15 protein-coding genes are annotated in these 21,628 nt (G+C 67.5%); 12 read left to right on the top strand and 3 right to left on the bottom strand.

The features are described 5' to 3' along the window. Positions 1-16 precede the first annotated feature (16 nt). The 4 genes from trpB to AAEX57_RS06595 all read left to right on the top strand — a co-directional run bounded on the left by trpB (position 17) and on the right by AAEX57_RS06595 (position 3,814). Complete coding sequence (gene trpB / locus AAEX57_RS06610) at positions 17-1,273, top strand: tryptophan synthase subunit beta (RefSeq protein ID WP_342091299.1); 1,257 nt, start codon at positions 17-19, stop codon at positions 1,271-1,273. Continuing rightward, complete coding sequence (trpA, locus tag AAEX57_RS06605; RefSeq protein ID WP_342091300.1) at positions 1,270-2,130, top strand: tryptophan synthase subunit alpha; 861 nt, start codon at positions 1,270-1,272, stop codon at positions 2,128-2,130. Before trpB ends, trpA begins: the two co-directional genes overlap by 4 nt. 25 nt (positions 2,131-2,155) lie before the next feature. Next, entirely contained in the window at positions 2,156-2,983 is an 828-nt protein-coding gene (gene lgt, locus AAEX57_RS06600) for a prolipoprotein diacylglyceryl transferase (protein WP_342091338.1), read from the top strand. Between the two features lie 363 nt (positions 2,984-3,346). Continuing rightward, complete coding sequence (locus AAEX57_RS06595; protein ID WP_342091301.1) at positions 3,347-3,814, top strand: hypothetical protein; 468 nt, start codon at positions 3,347-3,349, stop codon at positions 3,812-3,814. 77 nt (positions 3,815-3,891) lie between these two features. Here the strand turns inward: AAEX57_RS06595 and AAEX57_RS16220 are convergent, their stop codons facing one another. After that, positions 3,892-4,482 (bottom strand): GNAT family N-acetyltransferase, encoded by a 591-nt coding sequence (locus AAEX57_RS16220; protein WP_446721377.1) that lies wholly within the window; start codon positions 4,480-4,482, stop codon positions 3,892-3,894. A 341-nt stretch (positions 4,483-4,823) separates the two neighbouring features. Here AAEX57_RS16220 and gltB point away from each other — a divergent pair, with 341 nt between their 5' ends. Both gltB and AAEX57_RS06585 read left to right on the top strand, forming a co-directional pair. Next, positions 4,824-9,353 carry a glutamate synthase large subunit gene (gene gltB / locus AAEX57_RS06590; RefSeq protein WP_342091302.1) on the top strand — a complete coding sequence of 1,510 codons (4,530 nt, stop codon included), beginning with the start codon at positions 4,824-4,826 and terminating at the stop codon, positions 9,351-9,353. Then, complete coding sequence (locus tag AAEX57_RS06585) at positions 9,346-10,851, top strand: glutamate synthase subunit beta (protein ID WP_342091303.1); 1,506 nt, start codon at positions 9,346-9,348, stop codon at positions 10,849-10,851. The genes gltB and AAEX57_RS06585 overlap by 8 nt, the downstream gene beginning before the upstream one ends. Before the next feature lie 715 nt (positions 10,852-11,566). Here AAEX57_RS06585 and AAEX57_RS06580 read toward each other — a convergent pair. Beyond that, positions 11,567-12,472, bottom strand: a complete 906-nt coding sequence (locus tag AAEX57_RS06580; protein ID WP_342091304.1) for a helix-turn-helix transcriptional regulator — start codon at positions 12,470-12,472, stop codon at positions 11,567-11,569. On the opposite strand from AAEX57_RS06580, the gene AAEX57_RS06575 reads away from it, so the two are divergent. After that, entirely contained in the window at positions 12,413-13,171 is a 759-nt protein-coding gene (locus tag AAEX57_RS06575; protein ID WP_342097766.1) for a DUF6596 domain-containing protein, read from the top strand. The two genes, AAEX57_RS06580 and AAEX57_RS06575, sit on opposite strands and share 60 nt — an antisense overlap. A 122-nt stretch (positions 13,172-13,293) precedes the next feature. Here the strand turns inward: AAEX57_RS06575 and AAEX57_RS06570 are convergent, their stop codons facing one another. Next, entirely contained in the window at positions 13,294-13,962 is a 669-nt protein-coding gene (locus tag AAEX57_RS06570; protein ID WP_342091305.1) for an SGNH/GDSL hydrolase family protein, read from the bottom strand. 228 nt (positions 13,963-14,190) lie between these two features. On the opposite strand from AAEX57_RS06570, the gene AAEX57_RS06565 reads away from it, so the two are divergent. The 5 genes from AAEX57_RS06565 to AAEX57_RS06545 are packed head-to-tail and all read left to right on the top strand — an operon-like array spanning position 14,191 to position 21,586. Continuing rightward, entirely contained in the window at positions 14,191-17,385 is a 3,195-nt protein-coding gene (locus AAEX57_RS06565) for a glycoside hydrolase family 2 TIM barrel-domain containing protein (RefSeq protein WP_342091306.1), read from the top strand. Continuing rightward, entirely contained in the window at positions 17,385-18,419 is a 1,035-nt protein-coding gene (locus tag AAEX57_RS06560) for a LacI family DNA-binding transcriptional regulator (protein WP_342091307.1), read from the top strand. Before AAEX57_RS06565 ends, AAEX57_RS06560 begins: the two co-directional genes overlap by 1 nt. After that, positions 18,416-19,714, top strand: coding sequence for an ABC transporter substrate-binding protein (locus tag AAEX57_RS06555; protein ID WP_342091308.1), 1,299 nt, complete (start codon positions 18,416-18,418; stop codon positions 19,712-19,714). The genes AAEX57_RS06560 and AAEX57_RS06555 overlap by 4 nt, the downstream gene beginning before the upstream one ends. A 46-nt stretch (positions 19,715-19,760) precedes the next feature. Beyond that, positions 19,761-20,690: a carbohydrate ABC transporter permease gene (locus AAEX57_RS06550; protein ID WP_342091309.1), complete on the top strand. Its 930-nt coding sequence runs from the start codon at positions 19,761-19,763 to the stop codon at positions 20,688-20,690. Then, positions 20,687-21,586, top strand: coding sequence for a carbohydrate ABC transporter permease (locus AAEX57_RS06545; RefSeq protein WP_342091310.1), 900 nt, complete (start codon positions 20,687-20,689; stop codon positions 21,584-21,586). Before AAEX57_RS06550 ends, AAEX57_RS06545 begins: the two co-directional genes overlap by 4 nt. The last annotated feature ends 42 nt before the right edge of the window (positions 21,587-21,628 follow it).

Raw genomic sequence — 21,628 nt, 5'->3', positions numbered from 1 at the left:
TGCCATTGGAGAATCCATGAGCCTGCCCGATGAGCACGGTCACTTCGACGACTTTGGTGGCCGCTTCGTCCCCGAGGCGCTGCAGGCGGCGCTGAACGAGTTGGACGAGGCCTTTGCCAGCGCCGCGGCCGATCCGGCCTTCCACGCCGAGCTGGAGCGACTGCGTCGCGACTACGCCGGACGGCCCACCCCGATCTGGCAGGCCGACCGCTTCGCCGAGCACTGCGCCGCCGAGGGCTCGCAGGGCGCCACCATCGTGCTCAAGCGCGAGGACCTGAACCACACCGGCTCGCACAAGGTGAACAATGTGCTCGGCCAGGCGCTGCTCACCAAGCGGATGGGCAAGACCCGGGTGATCGCGGAGACGGGCGCCGGTCAGCACGGCGTCGCCACCGCCACCGCAGCCGCCCTGCTGGGGCTGGAGTGCCGGATCTACATGGGCAAGGTGGACACCGAACGCCAGGCGCTGAATGTTGCCCGGATGCAGATGCTGGGCGCCGAGGTGGTGGCCGTCGAGGCCGGTTCCATGACGCTCAAGGACGCCATGAACGAGGCGATGCGGGACTGGGTGACCAATGTGGATCGCACCCACTACCTGATCGGCACCGTCGCCGGGCCGGCGCCCTTCCCGAAGATCGTGCGCGAGTACCAGCGGATCATCTCCACCGAGGCCCGGGCCCAGATGCTGGAGCGCTACGGCCGGCTGCCCGACGCCGTCACCGCCTGCGTGGGCGGCGGTTCCAATGCGATCGGCATCTTCGCGGACTTCATCGACGACCCCGAGGTGGCGCTCTACGGCTTCGAGGCGGCCGGCGACGGCGTCGAGACCGGGCGGCACGCCGCCACCATCACCGCGGGACGGATGGGCGTGCTGCACGGCATGCGCACCTATGTGCTGATGAACGAGGACGGCCAGACCATCGAGTCGCACTCCATTTCCGCCGGGCTGGACTACCCGGGCGTCGGCCCGGAGCACGCCTGGCTGGCCAAGACCGGCCGGGCCAACTACCTGCCGGTCACCGACGCCGAGGCGATGGACGCGCTGAAGCTGCTCACCCAGACCGAGGGCATCATGCCCGCCATCGAATCCGCCCATGCCGTGGCGGGTGCGCGTCGGCTGGCGCTGGAACTCACCGCCAAGGATCCCGAGACCCAGCCGCTGATCGTGATCAACGTCTCCGGCCGCGGCGACAAGGACGTGGACACCGCCATCAAGTACTTCGGGATCGACGGCAGCGTCGACGACGTCGCCGGACGAATGGAGCAGAAGTGAGCCACTACCCCAACACCCCCTTCGACGACGAGGCCCGGCTCGGCAAGTCCGGCCACGCCTACGCCGCCGCCCGCAATGAGGGCCGGGCCGCGCTGGTGGGCTACCTACCGATCGGCTACCCGGACGTCCCCGGATCGATCGACGCCATCACCGCGCTCTGCGAGGGCACCGACGGGCTCGGCGTCGACATCGTCGAGATCGGCATGCCCTATTCGGATCCGGTGATGGACGGGCTGGTGATCCAGCACGCCACCACCAAGGCGCTGGCCAATGGGGTCCGTACCCGGGACATCTTCACCGCCGTCGAGGCCGTCGCCAAGGCCGGCAAGCAGGCCACCGCGATGATCTACTGGAACCTGGTGGAGACCTACGGCGTGGACGCCTTCGCCCGGGACTTCGCCGCCGCGGGTGGCGCCGGTCTGATCACGCCCGACCTCACCCCGGACGAGGCGGGCGCGTGGATCGCCGCCTCCGACGAGCACGGCCTGGACCGGGTCTTCCTGGTGGCGCCGTCCTCCACCGACGAACGGTTGGTCTCCACCCTGGACGCCTGCCGCGGCTGGGTCTATGCCACCAGCGTGATGGGCGTCACCGGCACCCGCACCAGCACCAGCTCCGCCGCCCCCGCCCTGGTGGCGCGGGTGCGCGAGGCCCGTCCGGAGCTGCCCGTCGGCGTCGGGCTGGGGGTCTCCAATGGGGCACAGGCCAAGGAACTTGCCCAGGTGGCCGACGGTGTGATCGTCGGTTCCGCGCTGGTCAAGCACCTGCTGGCCAATGAGGAGCAGGGCTCGCGGGATCTGACGGCGCTGCGCCAGCTGACCGCCGAGCTGGCCCGCGGCGTGCGCGGCGAGGCCTGAGGACGCCGTGCTGAGCGCCGCCATCCTGGCCCCGCTGTCGATTCCCAGCCCCGGCTGGTCGGCCTTCCACCTGGGCCCACTCACCATCCACGCCTATGCCCTGTGCATCCTGACCGGCATCGTGCTGGGGTGGATGCTGGGCAGGCGACGCTTCGTCGCCAAGGGCGGTGATCCGGAGGCCTTCGAGGAAGTGCTGGGCATCTCCATCGTCGCCGGGATCATCGGGGCCCGGCTCTACCACGTCATCACTGACCACCAGCTCTACTTCGGCCCTGGCAGGCGGCCAATCGAGGCGCTGTTCATCTGGAATGGTGGCCTGGGCATCTGGGGTGGGGTGGCGCTGGGCGCGCTCACCGCCTGGCTGCTCTGCAGGCGCAAGGGGATGGATTTTGCGTCCATGGCCGATGCCGCGGCGCCCGCGGTGATCCTGGCGCAGGCAATCGGCCGGCTGGGCAACTGGTTCAACCAGGAACTCTTCGGCCGGCCCACCACGCGTCCTTGGGGGCTGGAGATCGACGCCGTGCACCGCCCGTCGGGCTACGAGCAGTTCGCCACCTTCCACCCCACCTTCGCCTACGAGATGCTGTGGAACCTGGCCGGCGTCGCCTTCCTGCTGTGGGCCGAGCGCCGCTTCCGGATCAGCCACGGGCGGTTGTTCGCGCTCTACGTCGCCTACTACTGCGCGGGACGGTTGTGGATCGAACACCTGCGGATCGACCCGGTGAACACCGCCGCCGGCTTCCGACTCAACGAGTACACCTCCGTGATCGTCTTCACCGGCGCCGTGATTGCCTTCTGGCTGCTGGGCCGGTGGCAAGGCAGGGACGGGGCCAGCCGCTCGCCACGGGCGTGAGGTTCTCGGCTGGACCGATGGCTAGTGTGGAGGCGTGAAAAGACCGTCGATCCGGGCTGAACATCGCATCGAGCAGTGGCCGCAGGCGCCGGGGTCCCCGGGGCCGCTGCCTCCGGCCGCACTGTTGTTCAGGCTGACCGGAGAAGACGTCATGGCTACGCCCGTGGTGCGGCAGTGGGTGTCCGACGGCGAGAGCTGGTACTCGGACTGGCCTGGGGCCAGCGGCGCCGAGAGCTGCTGCACGCACCTCTGTTCGCTGGGGGAACAGGCGGGGGAGGCTCGCGAGGTGTGGGGCCACAGGATGCAACTTGACCAAAGCGACCAGCTGCTGTGCCGGCTGGGGGGGGTGACGGGCAGTGGATCGTGCAGCCCGACAAGGGTTTCGACGGCGAGCTCTCCCGGGCCATGGTGGTTGCCATGAGCGAACTGCAGTGCTCCGAACGCCAACCAGTTCTGGGCGAGGGCAAGGTCCTGGCCCTGCCTGGTCCGCTGACCGACGAGGAGTTCTCCGGGGACCTGGCACAGCGGTCGTGGCATGCCCGCGTCGGGGGCCAGGTGGTACGGGCCCTGGAGTATCCACCGCTGCGCGACTTTGAGAGCGGCCGGCTCCGCGCACGCCATCTGCGGCTGCACAACCAGGCTGGCTCGGCACCCCAGGCGCCCGGCCAGCTCTTGTGGATTGACCAGGACGTGCGGATATTCGCTGCCGACGCTTTCCCCGGGCTGGACGACCCCCTTCCCGCCACGTCCTTCGGGCCAGCCGTGGAACTGCTCGTGGAGGAATTGCGCGGCACCCCATGGACCCTGGACGTGCCCTCGGATCTGGAGTGATCCACCGACGTACAACGCTTACGGTCCAAAACATTCAAGTTGTACTCTGCGGTTGTAGAAGCTCGCATCCACTTTAGCTATCTGGCGGTGGGTCCGGACGGCCAAGGCTCAGCGCCAATCCAATACCTTCGGAAGCCGTTGCATGATCCGTCATACTGGCCGCCCGCGTGCAAGATGGTTCGCCTCGAAGCCTCGTTCTCCTCAAGGCAGCACACCAGTGTCGGACTGGCGCCAAGTTCTTCAGCGATGGGCAGGCCAGCCTTGAGCGCCGCGGAAGCGATGCCTCGTCGTCGTGCTGCTGGGCGGACGCTGTAGCCGATGTGTCTTGCTTGGTCGAAGAGGAACTGGGTCAGGGCGTGCCGGATGGCGAAGAACCCGAGCAGTGGTCCTCCTTCAGGCCAACTTGAGTCCACGATCCACCGGAAGGTGCAGTGGACCCATCCGTCCGGAAGCGGCTTGCCGGGATCGTCAGCGCTGAGTCGGTCAGTCAGGTACTCGGCAAACGCGTCACGGCTGGGTTCTGGGGCTTGCCCCGGCAGGTAGCCGGAGTCGTCGATCGGACCGGACGCAAAGTCGCGCAGGCAGTCTGCCCAGCTGTCGAAACGCTCCGGATCAGGTGCAACCAGATGGATGTGGCCGCTTCTCGGCGTAGGTGAGGAAGGTGGCATGCGCGCGACTGTACTGAAGGCACACGAGCCGTCAAGGATGCCCGCCTGCCAACGTCCGACTCTCAGCACGAGTGCGCCCTCACGCACCTCGCGGGACGAGCCTCCACCGGGCGCTCGCGGGCGACACCTGGCTTGCTGACCAGGCGGTTGAACCCGACCAGAGATGGTGCTCATGCACCTCGATCCCCCCACGCGCTGCGGAGACGTCCATGAAATGAGCGCGAAACATGCCCGAAACATGGGCCACTTAGCGTTTCGCCACGGTTGGTGCCCCGTGGCCGCAGTGGTTCGGGCGCCGATCCCGTCGTCGGGCAACCGACCTGCCAGATCGGAGAACATGCATGACCCATCAGGTCTTTCCGCATCGCCCCAAGCAGGGGCTGTACGACCCCAGTTTCGAGCACGACGCCTGTGGCGTGGCCTTCGTGGCCCGACTGACCGGCGTCGCCGACCACGACATCGTCGAACAGGGCCTGGAGGCCCTGCGCAATCTCGACCACCGCGGTGCCACCGGCGCCGACGAGGCCGCCGGTGACGGCGCCGGCATCCTGATCCAGGTGCCCGACGCCTTCCTGCGCGAGGCCTGCGACTTCGACCTGCCCGAGGCCGGCGCCTATGCCGTCGGCATGGCCTTCCTGCCCGTCGACGAGGCGGACCGGGACATGGCCCGGATCACCATCGAGAAGATTGCCGTCGAGGAACGTCTGAAGGTGCTCGGCTGGCGCGAGGTGCCGGTGCAGACCGACACGCTCAGCCCCATCTCCCTCAATGCCATGCCCCACATGGCGCAGCTGTTGGTCTCCAGTCGCGGGCAGGAGACCGGTCTGGAGTTGGACCGACTGGTCTACGTGCTGCGCAAGCGCGCCCAGATTGAGGCCGGGGTCTACTTCTCCTCGCTCAGCTCCCGCACCCTGGTCTACAAGGGCATGCTGACCACCGACCAGCTGGAGCATGTCTACCCGGAGCTGCACGACGAGCGGATGGCCTCCGCGCTGGCGCTGGTGCACTCCCGCTTCAGCACCAACACCTTCCCCGCCTGGGAACTCAGCCACCCCTTCCGGATGATCGCGCACAACGGCGAGATCAACACCGTCAAGGGCAACCGCAACTGGATGCGCTCGCGGGAGGCGCTGCTGGAATCCGACGTGATCCCGGGCGACCTGAAGCGACTCTTCCCGATCTGCACCCCGTCGGGCTCCGATTCGGCCAGCTTCGACGAGGTGCTGGAACTGCTGCACCTGGGCGGCCGCAAGCTGCCGCACGCCGTGCTGATGATGATCCCCGAGGCGTGGCAGAAGCACACCGAGATGAGCCAGGCCCGGCGCGACTTCTACCGCTTCCACGCGGCCGTGATGGAGCCCTGGGACGGGCCGGCCTGCGTCACCTTCACCGACGGTAGCCAGATCGGCGGCGTGCTGGACCGCAATGGCCTGCGCCCCGCCCGCTACTGGGTGACCACCGACGACCGGGTGATCTTCGCCTCCGAGGCGGGCGTGCTGCCCGTCGAGCCCAAGGACGTCACCCAGAAGGGTCGGCTGCAGCCCGGCCGGATGTTCCTGGTGGACCTGGCCGAGCACCGGATCATCGACGACGACGAGATCAAGGACGCCCTGGCCGCCGAACATCCCTACGGCGAGTGGCTCGCCGCCGGCCAGCTGAACCTGAACGAGCTGCCCGAACGCACCCACATCGTGCACTCGCACGCCTCGGTCACCCGTCGCCAGCAGCTCTTCGGCTACACCCACGAGGAATTGCGGCTGGTGGTGGCCCCGATGGCCAATACCGGCGCGGAGACCATCGGCTCGATGGGCACCGACACCCCGCTGGCCGCGCTCAGCGAGCGTCCGAAGATGATCTTCGACTACTTCACCCAGCTCTTCGCGCAGGTCACCAACCCGCCGCTGGACGCCATCCGGGAGGAGCTGGTCACCAGCCTGGCCGGCTCGATCGGCGCCGAGGCCAACCTGCTCACCCCCGGGCCGGAATCCTGCCGTCAGCTGGTGATTCCCTACCCGATCCTGGATTCCGACCAGTTGGCCAAGATCAACCGGATCAACACCGACGGGGAGCACCCCGACTACCAGTCCTACGTCGTGCGCGGCCTCTACCCGGTGGACGGTGGGGGAGCGGCGCTCCGCGCCCGGCTGGACGAGATCCGCGCCGAGGTCAGCCAGGCGATCGCCGACGGTGCCCGCACCATCATCCTCAGCGACCGGCACGCGAACCGGGAGCTGGCGCCGATCCCGTCGCTGCTGCTCACCAGCTGCATCCACCACCACCTGGTCCGGGAGAAGTCCCGCACCCGGGTGGGCCTGATCGTCGAGGCCGGCGACGTGCGCGAGGTGCACCACGTCGCCCTGCTGATCGGCTACGGCGCGGCCGCGGTGAACCCCTACCTGGTCTTCGAATCCGCCGAGGACATGGCCCGGCACGAGCTGTACGTGCAGACCGAGCCGGAGCAGGCCATCCAGAATGTCTACAAGGCACTCGGCAAGGGCGTGCTCAAGGTGATGAGCAAGATGGGCGTCAGCACCATCCAGAGCTACACCGGCGCCCAGATCTTCGAGGTGGTGGGGCTCAGGAGCGACTTCGTCGAGGAGTTCTTCGACGGCACCCCCACCCGGATCGAGGGCATCGGGCTGGACGAGATTGCCCGGGAGGTGCAGCTGCGCCAGGAGCGCGCCTACCCGATCACCTCGGTCACCCCGCACCGCACACTGGACGTCGGCGGCGAGTACCAGTGGCGGCGCGAGGGGGAGGAACACCTGTTCAACCCCGAGACGGTCTTCCGCCTGCAGCACGCCACCCAGACCGGCCGCTACGACGTCTTCAAGCGCTACACCAGCCTGGTCAACGACAACTCGTCGCGGCTGATGACGCTGCGGTCGCTGTTGCAGTTCAACAGCGACCGGCAGCCGATCAGCGTCGACGAGGTGGAGCCGGTCAGCGAGATCGTCAAGCGCTTCTCCACCGGCGCGATGAGCTACGGCTCGATCAGCCAGGAGGCGCACGAGACGCTGGCGATCGCGATGAACCGGATCGGCGGCAAGTCGAACACCGGCGAGGGCGGCGAGGACTCCGAGCGCCTGCACGACCCGGCGCGCTGCTCCGCGATCAAGCAGGTGGCCAGTGGCCGTTTCGGCGTCACCAGCGAGTACCTGAGCTACGCCACCGACATCCAGATCAAGATGGCGCAGGGTGCCAAGCCCGGTGAGGGCGGCCAGCTGCCCGGCCCGAAGGTCTACCCGTGGGTGGCCAAGACCCGGCACTCCACGCCCGGCGTCGGCCTGATCAGCCCGCCGCCGCACCACGACATCTACTCCATCGAGGACCTGAAGCAGCTGATCCACGACCTCAAGTGCGCCAACCCCAAGGCCCGGGTGCATGTGAAGCTCGTCGCCGAGGTGGGCGTCGGCACCGTCGCGGCCGGTGTGGCCAAGGCCAAGGCCGACCTGGTGCTGATCAGCGGCCACGACGGTGGCACCGGCGCGGCGCCGCTGACGTCGCTCAAGCACGCCGGCGGACCGTGGGAGCTCGGCCTGGCCGAGGCCCAGCAGACCCTGCTGGTCAACGGCCTGCGGGATCGCGTCGTCGTGCAGTGCGACGGCCAGCTGAAGACCGGCCGCGACGTGGTGATCGCCGCCCTGCTGGGCGCCGAGGAGTTCGGCTTTGCCACCACCGCCCTGGTGGTCAGCGGCTGCATCATGATGCGCGTCTGCCACAAGGACACCTGCCCGGTGGGCATCGCGACGCAGAACCGGGCGCTGCGCGAGCACTACCACGGCCAGGCGGACCACGTGGTGAACTTCATGGAGTTCATCGCCCAGGAGGTGCGCGAGATCCTGGCCGAGCTGGGCTTCCGCAGCATCCAGGAGGCCGTCGGCCACGTCGAGGTGCTCAATGCCGCCCCGGCCATCAGCCACTGGAAGGCCAAGGGGCTCGACCTCTCGCCGATCCTGGAGCAGGTGCAGGCACCCGAGGGCACCCCGCTGCACAACACCGTCAGCCAGGACCATGGCCTGGCCGCCAAGCTGGACGCCCAGCTGGTGGAGCTGGCCCGGCCCGCGCTGGAGGCGGGGGAGAAGGTCAACCACACCGTCGCCATCCGCAATGTGGACCGCACCGTGGGAACCATCCTGGGTCACGAGGTCACCATGGCCACCGAGGGGAAGGGGTTGGACGACGACACCATCCAGTTCACCCTCAACGGCACCGCCGGACAGTCCTTCGGCGCCTTCCTGCCCCGCGGCGTCACGCTGCGGCTGGTGGGTGACTCCAATGACTACGTCGGCAAGGGTCTGTGCGGCGGGCGGATCGTCGTCACCCCCAGCGAGGACGTCAGCTTTGACCCCTCGACGCAGATCGTCGCCGGAAACGTGATCGGCTACGGCGCCACCAGCGGACAGATCCTGCTGCGGGGTGTGGTGGGCGAACGCTTCTGCGTGCGCAATTCCGGTGCCACGGCGGTGGTGGAGGGTGTGGGTGACCACGCGCTGGAGTACATGACCGGCGGTGAGGCGCTGATCCTGGGCCCCACCGGCCGCAATGTGGCCGCGGGCATGAGCGGTGGTTCGGCCTGGGTGCTGGACCTGAATGCCGCCCGGCTGAACACCGAACTGGTGGATGCCCAGCCGGCCGACGCGAAGGCCGTCGAGCGGATCAAGGAGTTGCTGGAGCTGCACCGCGATGCCACCGGATCCACCGTCGCCGACGCCCTGCTGGGCCACGACGACGCCTGGTTGGCGGAGCACTTCACCAGCATCGTCCCGCGCGACTACGCCCGGGTGATCAAGGCCCGTGAGGACGCGCTCCTCGCCGGCATCAAGGAAGACGAAATGACCGATCTCATGATGGAGGCAGCTCATGGCTGATCCGCGCGGATTCATCACCAAGCAGCGCCAGCTGGCCGAGCGTCGTCCCGTCGACGAGCGCCTGGGTGACTGGCAGGAGGTCTACCCGGGCACGCCCGGCCGTTCCCTGCTGCCGATCATCACCGAGCAGGCCAGCCGTTGCATGGACTGCGGCATTCCCTTCTGTCACACGGGATGCCCGCTGGGCAACCTGATCCCGGAGTGGAATGACCTGATCTGGCGCGACGAATGGACCAGCGCCCTGGAGCGGCTGCACGCCACCAACAACTTCCCGGAGTTCACCGGGCGGCTGTGCCCGGCGCCGTGTGAGACCGCCTGTGTGGTGGGCATCAGCCGCGAGCCGGTAACCATCAAGAACATCGAGGTCTCCATCATCGACAAGGCCTGGGATGACCGACGGGTGGTGCCGCAGCAGCCGCAGTGGCACTCGCTGAAGACCGTCGCCGTCGTCGGGTCCGGACCGGCCGGCCTGGCCGTCGCCCAGCAGCTCACCCGGGCCGGACACACCGTCGTCGTCTACGAACGCGCCGACGCGATCGGCGGGCTGTTGCGCTATGGCATCCCGGAGTTCAAGATGGAGAAGTCGGTGCTTGACCGGCGGCTCAAGCAGATGCGACTGGAGGGCACGGTCTTCAAGACCAACACCCCGATCGGTCCCGACGCCGACCAGCACGGTGGGATCACCGGCGAGCAGCTGCGGGAACGCTTCGACGCGGTGGTGCTGACCATCGGTTCGACGGTGCCGCGTGCCCTGCAGGTGCCGGGCAGCGACCTGGACGGCATCCGCCAGGCGATGGACTACCTGACCCAGGCCACCAAGCGCCTCGCGACGGCCGAGCCTGTCGAGGCCCGTGAGCCTGCCGAGGGCCAGATCCACGCCAAGGGCAAGCACGTCGTGGTGATCGGCGGTGGCGACACCTCCAATGACTGTCTGGGCACGGCGCTGCGTCAGGGCGCCGCGTCGGTGACCCAGCTGGAGATCATGCCGCAGCCGCCGCAGAGCCGGCCCGAGCAGCAGCCGTGGCCCACCTACCCGATGATCTACCGGGTGGCCTCGGCCAATGAGGAGGGTGGCGAGCGGCTGTATGCCGTCAATACCTCCGAATTCCTCGGTGAGGACGGGCACGTCACCGGGCTGCGCCTCTCGGAGGTGAAGTTCGAGGGCGGCAAGCTGGTCACCGTCGAGGGCACCGAGAAGGAGCTCAAGGCTGACCTGGTGCTGCAGGCGATGGGCTTCGTCCACCCCGAGCCCGACGGGGTGGTGGCCGAGCTGGGTCTGGAGCTGGACGAGCGCGGCAACATCAAGCGCGGCGCCCAGTACGAGACCAATGTCTCCGGGGTCTTCGCCGCCGGTGACTGCGGCCGTGGCCAGTCGCTGATCGTCTGGGCCATTGCGGAGGGTCGGGGTTGCGCCAATGGCGTCGACGCCTTCCTGTCCGGGGTGCCCAGCAAGCTGCCCCGCCCGATCGGCCCCGAGGTCCGCCAGTTGAAGGCCTGACCTTTCGCAGGTGTCACAGACACACGGTCCGTCGCCCCGATGGGGGGGCGGCGGACCGTGTGCGTGCACGGAATGGAGCCCGGTCTTCCCGGGAGATCGGCGGGTCCGGGCCACCGTGTCAGGCAAGGGTCGGCCGGTGTCATTTGCCTGGCCCGTGAACGTCTGGGCCGGAGTGCAAGCCGTGACCAATAGACCTTGAAGCAGACTGGCCACCTCCGGCCGTGACGTCATGTTGCGGATCGGGAAGGTAACGTCTCGACCCATCGGGGTGTGCTCTTCCTCGACGAAGGCGTGGGCTTGCGAAGTACACCCGCGACCGCGGGGTCCGGCTGGTGACGGAGTGGTGCTGAGGCTCCTCGTCGGAGTCTGACTTGTAGCACTGAGACCCATGAATGCCATGTACCTCAACGTCACACGCAAAGGGCGAGCGTTCATCTGCATGAGTGCGCGGACAAGCACCCAGCGGTGGCCGAGAGGTCTCGTCGCAGGGCGCGGCTCGTCAGGCCGATCGTTCTCGCGATGGTCGCCCTTGACAAGCCTTGGGCCTCGGCTCGGTGCACGACGTCACGTAGCTCCCCGAGCAAGTCACGCCTGCGCTGTCCGAGGGCATGGAGTTCGTCCAGGACAGCGGATTGTGAGGGTGGTGTGCCGAGTGTATCGCGCAGGTTCTTGCTTCCTGTCCGGGCGGCGGCGACGAGGTCGAGCGGGGGCAGGCTCATCGGGGGACCGCCGTCAGGGGATGGTTCTGGCGTCCGCCGCGGGCGGCCTGCGCACCGAAGTTGTAGGCAACACCTGCGGTCGGGTCTATCCGGTAGCCGAACGGGGCCGGATCGTACTGGGCGACGGCCTCGTCCAGCAATCCGATAACGCGGGCGTAGTCGTCCTCGTTCTCGAAGGGCTGGGTGACGAAGTGCGCGCTGGTCTGGGCGGGCAACTCCACCAATTCGTAGCCCTCGGGCACCGGACCCGACCAAGTTGCTGGCAGCTCCACACCCGCCGCGATGGGTGATGTTTCGGGCAGGACCATGGACGGTGGAAGCGTGACCAGAGCAGAGTCGCACAGCCGCTCGGGAATGCTCGCCAGCAGTCCTTCCCAGTCGCATCCCATCTCTTCGCAGTAGCTCCAGTACTCGCTGGCTTGTGTGGAGCGCTGGACGAGCAGCCGGGCGGCGGGGTGGTCGACGATCGTGACGGTGCAGGTGATTGTGGTCATGGTGTTCTCCTGGTACGGGTCGAGGTAGCTGTAGTAGTGGCGCACCGGGTTCGCGATGAACCAGGTGACTGGGGGCCGGATCCGCCGGTAGTCGGACGGGGTGAGGTGGAACTCTCGCGCGAACGCTCTGGTGAAGCCGTCATGGCTCTCGAAACCTGCTGCGATGGCGGCCTCCAGAACGGTCTGGTTCCCGCCCGCGAGAGCTTGGGCAGCGGCTGTCAGCCGGAGGCGGCGCAGGTACTCGGCGGGTGTGATGCCCACCAGTGAGCTGAACAGCCGACGGGCGTGGCGCTCCGAGTAGCCCAGCGCAGCACACATGGCAGCGACGTCCTGCTCAGGATCATCCACATGTGCCTGCAGATGGTCCTGCATCCGCTGTACCGCATTGACCTGGCCCCAACTCGGCATGATGTCCTCCTCGACACCAACTCTGACTCCCCCCGGCCCGGCTCGTCTCGACCAAACCGGACACCTTGCCCAGCGGACTTCCCGCCGAGCCCAGACCTACCGGCCGTACGGTCCTCCGAACTGGTTCCAGGGACGCCTGTTCTGGACGCGCTCTGCGCTTTGGTGACGTTGCAGCATGACCGACGTGATGCGCGCGCCGATGCTGATGGTGGCCTGGTGCGGCTTGCCGATCAGGATCGCAGCCGATGGCACAAGGACGAGATCGACAGTGGGCTGGCGGTGCTTCGCGCGATCGCACCCACGGTCGGCTTTGCGGAAGAGCTGCGCTTGCAAGCACTGATCGCTGCCTTCCACGCCACCGCCGCTACTGCGGCAGACACGGACTGGGCGGCCGTTGTTCGTGTCTACCGACGACTTGAACTCCTCACAGGCTCACCAGTCGTCCGACTCAACCGCGCGGTGGCTGTCGCCGAATTGTCGGGCCCCTTGGAAGGCCTTCGTGTCCTACAAGCTGCGGCTGATCAACTCCCCGGCCACCATCGTGTACATGTCGTTCGTGCAGAGCTGTTGCGGCGTGAAGGACAGATCAGTGCAGCCCGCGACGCATACAAGACAGCCATTGCCCTCTGCCCGGACGGACCCGAACTCCGATACCTTCGTGGCCAGTTAGCCGCCGTCGAGTCGATAGACTTTGGCTGACCATTGGGGTGTGCTTTCTATCGGGCAACGAGACTCGCGAGATGACAACTGCACCACTGCTAGTTGCGGAAAATGGTGTTCGGTCAGCGGCAGTTCTGCCCGCCGCCCTCACCCTTCCTGGGCTATTCGGGGACGGGCACCTCGGCGTCATCCAATGCGTCATCGATGGCATGAGCGACGGCCTTGGCGGCGCGGCTGTTCCAGTGCACGCCGTCGACTGTCAGTTGGAGCCTGCGCAGGACGGTGAACCAGTCCTTGGTCGGGGGAGCGATCTGCATGATGACTGCATCCATCACCCGGATGGGTGGGAACCTCGACCACGCGTAGCGCCGAGCGGCCGGCAATGCGGGTCCAGCGGCAGCCATGGCCGCTGCCGCGTCCACGAAGGTGCAATCGGTCTGCGCGGCGATGTCTCGGAGCATGAGGTTGCGGCGGGCGCACACGTCGTCCGGGTAGTCGCGAAGTTCGATGAGTGGTAGGCCCACGATGACTGTGGTCAGCCCGGCGGCTTGGATGCGGGAGATGAGGGCGCGATAGTCCCGAACGAAGTCGTCGTCAGAGGTGCAGCTGTGCATGAGCCGGGAGCGAATCGCCATGATCTGTCGCCAGCCGGGCCGCGTCGACAGGAATGGCAGTAGAAGGTCGTTGGTCCCGATTCCCACCACGCAGGTGGTCGGCCGGGCCGCTGGAGCAGCTTGGAAAGCCGATGCCCGAGTCCCCAGAGCGTGTCGCCGTCGCGCCCTTCGTTGACCATGGTCCGCCGATGGTGTGAGAACGGTATGTAGGACCATCCCACTCCGCCTCTGGTCAGGCTGTCCCCGACACACAGGATCTGCTTGCGCGCCATGCTCGTAGCCTAGAACTCGCACCGATGCAGCCTCCTGGCCTGTCTGGTCAATCGCTCAGTCCGACCGAGCGAATATGTGCTGAGCCATTGCAAATGAACCTTGAGGGCCGCTAGTGTGGGAGCGTTCACACAGACGTGAGCGCATGTCGAACGGGCTACGAGGGAGTTTCCTGTGTTTGAGGGTGGGACCGATCACACCGGTGGTCTGCGCGGCACGGAGCTGATCAGCACTGCTGCGCCCGTGCGTCTGCCTGCCCGCTCCTGGCGTCGCAACGAGCCCTTGCGATGGAGTCTCGACGGCCAGTGGCGCTTCCGGCTGAGTGCGAGCCCGGCCTGGGCCCCTGTCGAGGCCGCCAGCCCCGAACTCGACGACGCCGCCTGGGAGCGGATCGAGATCCCCGGGCACTGGGTGCTGCAGAACGACGGCGCCTGGGGCAAGCCCGCCTACACCAACGTGCAGTTCCCGATCCCGCTGGATCCGCCGCACGTCCCGGATGAGAACCCCACCGGCGACCACCGGCTGTGGATCACCCTGCCCGGGGCAGACGCCGACACCAACGGCACTGACCTGCAGGCGCCCGAGGCCTGGGCCGACTGGCAGGGCTTCGAGAAGGTGCTGCTGCGCCTGGACGGCGTCGAGAGCCTGGGCCTCATCAGCATCAACGGCACCCGGGTGGGCACCTTCTCCGGCTCCCGCCTTCCGCTGGAACTGGACATCACCGAACACCTGCACCCCGGCGCCAACCTGCTGCACATCCGCGTGTACCAGTGGAGCGCCAACACCTACGTCGAGGATCAGGACCAGTGGTGGCTGCCGGGCATCTTCCGCAGCGTCAGCCTGGTGGGCCGGCCCGTCGCCGGCATCGACGACGCGTGGCTCCGGGCCGACTACGACCACACCGACGGCACCGGAACCATTACCCCCGAGGTGCGGGCCACCGAGGCCGCCTACCCGATCACCCTGCGCGTTCCGCAGCTCGGCGTCGAGGTCACCTGGCAGAGCGAAGCCGAGATCGCGCCCATCCGGATCAACAGCGTCGAGGCGTGGTGCCCCGAGACGCCCCGGCTCTACCCGGCCACGGTCAGCAACCAGGCCGAACAGATCGACCTGCGCCTGGGTTTCCGCACGGTGCAGATCATTGGCCGTGACTGGCTGGTCAACGGCGCACCGGTGCGCTTCCGCGGGGTGAACCGGCACGAGTTCCACCCCAGCAAGGGACGCGTCTTCGACGCCGCGGACGCCCGCGCCGGGCTGGAGCTGATGAAGCGCCACCACCTCAACGCGGTTCGCACCAGCCACTACCCGCCACACCCCGAACTGCTGGAGATGTGCGACGAGCTGGGCTTCTGGGTGATTGACGAGTGCGACCTGGAGACCCACGGTTTCGAGCTGAACGGCTGGGTGGGCAACCCGTCCGAGGACCCGGCCTGGCAGCAGAACTACCTGGACCGCGCCGACCGGATGGTGGAGCGGGACAAGAACCACCCGTCGATCATCTGCTGGAGCCTGGGCAATGAGTCCGGCACCGGCGCCAACCTGGCCGCGATGGCCAACCAGATCAAGCGCCGCGACCCCGGCCGTCCCGTGCACTACGAGGGCGACTACGAGGCGGCGTATTCAGACGTGGTCAGTCGGATGTACACCTCACTGGTGGAGATGCGCGAGATGAGCGAGGGCTTGGGAGTGGCCCTCACCCAGCGCAGCGCGCAATCCGTCCGGCTGGCCGCCAAGCCGATGATGCTCTGCGAGTACGCCCACGCCATGGGCAATGGCCCCGGCGCACTCGCCGAGTACGACGAGGCCTTCAACCTGCCCGGCTGGCACGGTGGCTTCGTGTGGGAGTGGCGCGATCATGGCCTGCTCACCCACACTGCCGACGGCACGCCCTTCCACGGCTACGGCGGCGACTTCGGTGAACGGGTCCACGACGGCTCCTTCGTCTGCGACGGCCTGGTGCTGGCCGACGGCACGCCGAGCCCCGGACTGGGCGAGCTGGCGGCGGTCAACGCGCCCTTCACCTTCGAGTTGACCGAGGACCGGCGGCTGCGGATCACCAATCGCTGGCACGGACTGGATTCCGCCAAGGTGGACTTCCTGTGCACCTGGGCCGTGGGGGAGACCCCCGGTCCGACGCTGGAGGCGATGGAGCGCGGCGAGATCCGACGGGACAAGAGCGTGCGGTTGGACGTGCCGGTGATCCCCGCCGGTCAGAGCGTCGTGGTGAGCCTGCCCGACTGCGTCAGGGAAAGCTACCAGCCCGGCTCGTGGGCCACCATCGCCGTCACCGCCCTGTGGTTCAAGCACGAATGCGCCAAGCGGAGCTGGCTGGCGGGTGAACACGACTTCGAGCTGGGCCATGCCCGCTTCCGGCTGGACCAGCCCGCCGCACCGCAGCCCCTGCCGCGCCCCACGGCCGCCCCGACGCTGGACGGCGATGTGGTTCGGATCGGTCCGGCGTGCTTCGACGCCATCACCGGCACCCTGACCAGCCTGGGGGAGGTTGCCGTCGACGCCTGCCACCTGGAGCTGTGGCGGGCCCCGACGGAGAACGACTCGCTGACCACCTTCGGCTCCTACGAACTGGCCGACCCGGAACTGACCCACGGCCACGGCGTCGACGGCCCCTCGTCGGCCGACCGCTGGCGCGCCGCCGGCCTGGACCGGCTGCACGCCCGGCTGGTGCACGCCCGGATCGAGGGCGACGAGTACGTGGTGCGACAGCGGTTGCTGCCCGCCCAGGGCACCCACGGCGCCGAGGTGGAATTCCGCTGGGCACTCGTCGATGGGGCACAGGTTGAGGGGGCACGGGTTGAGGGGACGCAGCTGGACGGTGCGCTGCGCTGCGAGGTCAGCGTCGACCCGATCGGCCCGCGCGAACCGATCTGCACCTGGCCCCGGATCGGCGTCCACCTGGCGCTTCCGCTGGGCTACCGCGACGCCTACTGGTGCGGCATGGGGCCGCAGGAGGCCTACCCGGATTCCCGTACCGCCGCCCGGCACGGTTGGTGGGAACGCCCGATCGACGAGATGACCACGCCCTATGCCGTCCCGCAGGAGAGCGGCCACCGGCCCGATCTCTTCTGGGCCTGGCTGAGCGGAGAAGGTCTGCCCACGCTGCGGATCGAATCCCTGCAGCTCGGAGCGCTGGGGGAGCGGCGGATCGGTTTCGGCGTCGGACGCCACGATGCCCACCAGCTGACCGCCGCGGCGCACCAGCACGAGCTCCCGGCGCCAACCCACACCCACCTGTACCTGGACGCCGCCCAGCACGGCCTGGGCACCCGCTCCTGCGGCCCCGACGTCCTCCCGCAGCACCAACTGTGGCCCACCAGCACCCGCTTCGGCTTCACCCTGTGGTGCCAGTGATGCCCAAGCAGGCCACCATCCAGGACGTCGCCCAGCTCGCGGGAGTCTCCCGCGGGACGGTCAGCCGCGTCCTGAATGGGAGCCCCAGGGTGAGCCCTGCGGCCCGCAAGGCCGTCGAGGCGGCGGTGAAGAAGTCCAACTATCGCGCCAATCCGCACGCCCGCTCGCTGGCCAGCGGACGCAACAATGCGATCGCGGTGCTGCTCACCCAACCGCAACACGAGCTCTTCGCCGACCCCACCTTCAGCCTGCTGCTGCAGGGGGTCTCCGACGGACTGGCCGACACCGAGACAGCCCTGGTGCTCCTGCTGGCCGGCAACGACGAGGAGCGTCGGCGCACCGCCACCTTCCTGGGCTCCCGGCACGTCGACGGGGTGGTGCATCTCAGCCCGCACGTCAGCGACCCAATGCTGGACGTGATCGCCGACGCCGAGGTGCCGGTGGTGGTCTGCGGTATCCCGCCGGCCGACCACCACAACAAGCTGCTCTGGTCGGTCACCATCACCGATCGCACCGGGGCACGCCAGGCCACCGAACACCTGCAGGAGCTGGGGGCGACCCGCATCGGGATGATCGCCGGACCGCTGGATGCGCTGGGCAGCCAGGAACGCGAGATCGGTTTCCGGGAGGCGCTCAGGCAGCGCTTCTCCGAGGACCTGGTGGAGCACGGCGACTACGGGCGCGCCTCCGGCGGCACCGCCTTGGCCGCCCTGCTGGAGCGCCACCCAGACCTGGATGCCGTCTTCTGCGCCTCGGACCGGATGGCCGTCGGTGCCCTGGACGAGGCCACGCGACGGGGACTGCGCGTCCCCAGCGACCTGCTGCTGGTCGGCTTCGACGACCACGAAATCAGCCGCACGTCCAACCCCCCATTGACCACCGTTCGCCAGCCCTTGCGCCAGCTGGGCCGGGCAACGGTGCAGATGCTCACCACGGCTCTGCAAGGAGACGACCCCGGACATCGGGTCTTCTCCACCGAGCTGGTCCTTCGGGCCAGCACACAACCCAACCGCTCTCAAGGAGGAGAACGATGACCAACCAGACCATCCCCATGCCCCACTTCGGCCGCCGGGCCATGCTGCAGGGCCTTGTCGGCGCCGCCGCGCTCGGCGGGCTGACCGCCTGTGGAGGTGACAAGAAGAGCAGCACAGCTCCCGGTTCGGGCGCCTCGGTCGGTGGCACCGTCACCGTCGGCTCGTCGCAGTCGGATGACATTCCCCGCAAGGCCTTTGCCGAGATGATGGCCGGCTTCAAGAAGGCCGACGTGAAGATCAACACCATCCAGCACGAGACCTTCAAGGAAGGCATCAACAACTACCTGCAGGGCAGCCCGGATGATGTCTTCACCTGGTTTGCCGGATACCGCGCCCGCTACTTCGCGGACAAGCAGTTGGTCGGCGACGTCTCCGATGTGTGGGAGAAGATCGACGGCATGCCGGAGTCGATGAAGAACCTGGCCACCGCCGACGGCAAGCAGATCTTCGTGCCCTCCACCTACTACCCGTGGGGCATCTTCTACCGCCCGAGCGTGTGGAAGCAGCACGGCTACGAGGTTCCCAAGACCAAGGACGAGTGGCTGACGCTCTGCGAGAAGATGAAGAAGGACGGCCTGAACCCGATCGCCTTCGCCAACAAGGACGGTTGGGAGGCGATGGGCACCTTCGACATGCTGAACCTGCGGATCAACGGCTACGACCACCACGTCAAGCTGATGGCCGGCGAGGAGTCCTGGGAGAGTGAGCAGGTGAAGAAGGTCTTCGCCGCGTGGAAGGAACTGCTGCCCTTCCACCAGAGTGACTCGCTGGGCCGCACCTGGCAGGAGGCAGCGCAGAGCCTGATCCAGAAGAAGTCCGGCATGTACACCATGGGCATGTTCATCTCCCAGCAGTTCCAGGCCTCCAAGGACGCCAAGGAGGACATCGACTTCTTCGCTTTCCCGGAATTCGACGCGGCCGTCGGCACCAAGGTGGTCGAGGCCCCGGTGGACGGCTTCATGATGGCGGCCAAGCCCAAGAACGAAGCCGCGGCGAAGGAACTGCTGCTCTACCTGAGCACCCCGGAAGCCGTCGGGATCACCATCAAGTCCGACCCGTCGGTGATCGCCGCCAATTCCAAGGCCGACCAGGCCAGCTACACGCCGCTGCAGAAGAAGGCCGTGAAGATGATCGAGGAAGCGGAGAACATCTCCCAGTTCCTGGACCGCGATTCGCGTCCCGACTTCGCCAACACCGTGATCGGCCCCGCCTTCCAGCAGTTCACCAAGGATCCCGGAGCGATCGATTCCATCCTGAAGTCCGTCGAGGAACAGAAGAAGTCCATCTTCGCCTGATCCCTGTCCCGCGCGTCAGTGACGACGGCGCGAACCGAGGAGAACCATGTCTGTCACCACCCCTGCCGTGACTGCCACCGAAGCACCGCCCTCCAGGCGTCGGCGACGCAAGATGCGCGCCGCCGACAAGGCCACGATCATCGCCATGGCGACGATCCCGGTCCTGCTCGTGGTGGTCTTCGTCTGGCTCCCGGCCCTCACCTCGGTCGCGCTGTCGTTCACCAAGTGGGACGGCGTCGGTGGTCTGGACCAGATCGAGTTCGTCGGCCTGAAGAACTACACCGATCTGGCCACCATCTACCCGCCCTTCTGGCCGGCGCTCACCCACAACCTGATCTGGCTGCTGGGCCTCTTCCTGGTCTTCACCCCGCTCGGCATGTTCCTGGCGATCCTGCTGGACAAGGAGATCCGCGGCTCGCGCGCCTACCAGACCGCGCTCTACCTGCCGGTGGTGCTGTCCGCCGCGCTGGTGGGCTTCATCTGGCAGCTGATGTACAGCCGGGACCAGGGCTTCCTGAACTGGCTCTTCGGCACCCAGATCGACTGGTACGGCAATTCCAACATCAACCTGTGGGCGGCCATGCTGGCCAATGGCTGGCGGCACGTCGGCTACATCATGCTGCTCTACCTGTCGGGTCTGAAGGGGATCGATCCGTCGCTGCGCGAAGCGGCCGCCATTGATGGCGCCAGCCAGTTCAAGACCTACCGCGACGTGATCTTCCCCGCCCTGCGGCCGATCAACATCATCGTCGTCACCATCACCGTGATCGAGGGTCTGCGTGCCTTCGATCTGGCCTGGGTGATCAACCGGGGCCGCAATGGCCTGGAGCTGATCTCCACCCTGGTCACCACCAATGTGGTGGGCGAGGCCAGCCGGATCGGCTTCGGCTCCGCCCTGGCCACCATCATGCTGCTGATCAGCTCGGTCTTCATCGTGATCCAGCTCCGCGTCGTCATGAAGGGAGAGGGCCAGTGAGCACCTCCACCACCACACCCGAGGTGTTGCCCTCGCGGCACCGCCCGTTGACCGCCGGCCGGGTGGCGCTGCACGCCTTCCTGATCACCACCAGCCTGGTCTTCCTCTTCCCCCTGCTGTGGGCACTGTTCAACTCCTTCCGGGACTACGGCTACACGATGGACCACGGCTACATGTCCTTCGGCGGCTTCACCCTGGACAACTACACCAATGCCTGGGAGCGGGGCGGCTTCTCCAACAGCTTCGTGAACTCCGCCATCATCACCATCAGTGCGGTGCTGCTCACCCTGGCCTTCAGCTCCTGCATGGCCTTCGTGCTGGCCCGGTTCAGCTTCAAGTTCAACCTGTCGCTGCTCAGCCTGTTCGTCGCGGCCAACCTGCTGCCGCCGCAGTCCCTGCTGATCCCGATCTACCGGATGTTCCGGGCCTTCGAGGTGCCCGAGTGGGTCTCCGCGTCGGGCACCCTGCTGAACTCGCACCTTGGGGTGATCCTGGTCAATGTCGCCTTCCAGACCGGTTTCTGCACCTTCGTGCTGAGCAATTACATGAAGACACTGCCCAAGGAGATCTACGAGTCGGCGGAGATGGACGGCGCGTCGGTCTGGCGGCAGTTCTGGGGCCTGACCATCCCGCTGTGCCGCCCGCCGCTGGCCGCGCTGGGCACCCTGCAGGTGGCGTGGATCTACAACGAGTTCTTCTGGGCGACGGTGTTGCTGCAGAGCGGTGACAAGTTCCCGGTGACCAGCTCGTTGAACAACCTCAAGGGCTCCTTCTTCACCGACTACAACCTGCTCTCGGCGGGCTCGATCATCGCCGCGCTGCCGGTGCTGGTGGTCTTCTTCGTCCTGCAGAAGCAGTTCGTGGCGGGTCTCACCCTGGGTGCGACGAAGGGCTGATCGCGCGCGGTAGATTGGCTTCTCCCGGACAGCACCAGCGGA

Origin of the sequence: Luteococcus sp. H91, from assembly GCF_038433135.1 — a bacterium.
Lineage (GTDB): Bacteria > Actinomycetota > Actinomycetes > Propionibacteriales > Propionibacteriaceae > Luteococcus.
This window is presented reverse-complemented; position numbering and strand designations above follow the sequence as displayed.

Bases quoted from the DNA above. Each gene is read 5' to 3' on its own strand.
- AAEX57_RS06555 (WP_342091308.1), top strand. From the start codon at position 18,416: ATGACCAACCAGACCATCCCCATGCCCCACTTCGGCCGCCGGGCCATG.
- trpB (WP_342091299.1), top strand. From the start codon at position 17: ATGAGCCTGCCCGATGAGCACGGTCACTTCGACGACTTTGGTGGCCGC.
- AAEX57_RS06560 (WP_342091307.1), top strand. From the start codon at position 17,385: ATGCCCAAGCAGGCCACCATCCAGGACGTCGCCCAGCTCGCGGGAGTC.
- AAEX57_RS06570 (WP_342091305.1), bottom strand. From the start codon at position 13,962: ATGGTCCTACATACCGTTCTCACACCATCGGCGGACCATGGTCAACGA.
- AAEX57_RS06575 (WP_342097766.1), top strand. From the start codon at position 12,413: ATGTGCCTGCAGATGGTCCTGCATCCGCTGTACCGCATTGACCTGGCC.
- AAEX57_RS06580 (WP_342091304.1), bottom strand. From the start codon at position 12,472: ATGCCGAGTTGGGGCCAGGTCAATGCGGTACAGCGGATGCAGGACCAT.
- gltB (WP_342091302.1), top strand. From the start codon at position 4,824: ATGACCCATCAGGTCTTTCCGCATCGCCCCAAGCAGGGGCTGTACGAC.
- AAEX57_RS06550 (WP_342091309.1), top strand. From the start codon at position 19,761: ATGTCTGTCACCACCCCTGCCGTGACTGCCACCGAAGCACCGCCCTCC.
- AAEX57_RS16220 (WP_446721377.1), bottom strand. From the start codon at position 4,482: ATGCCACCTTCCTCACCTACGCCGAGAAGCGGCCACATCCATCTGGTT.
- AAEX57_RS06585 (WP_342091303.1), top strand. From the start codon at position 9,346: ATGGCTGATCCGCGCGGATTCATCACCAAGCAGCGCCAGCTGGCCGAG.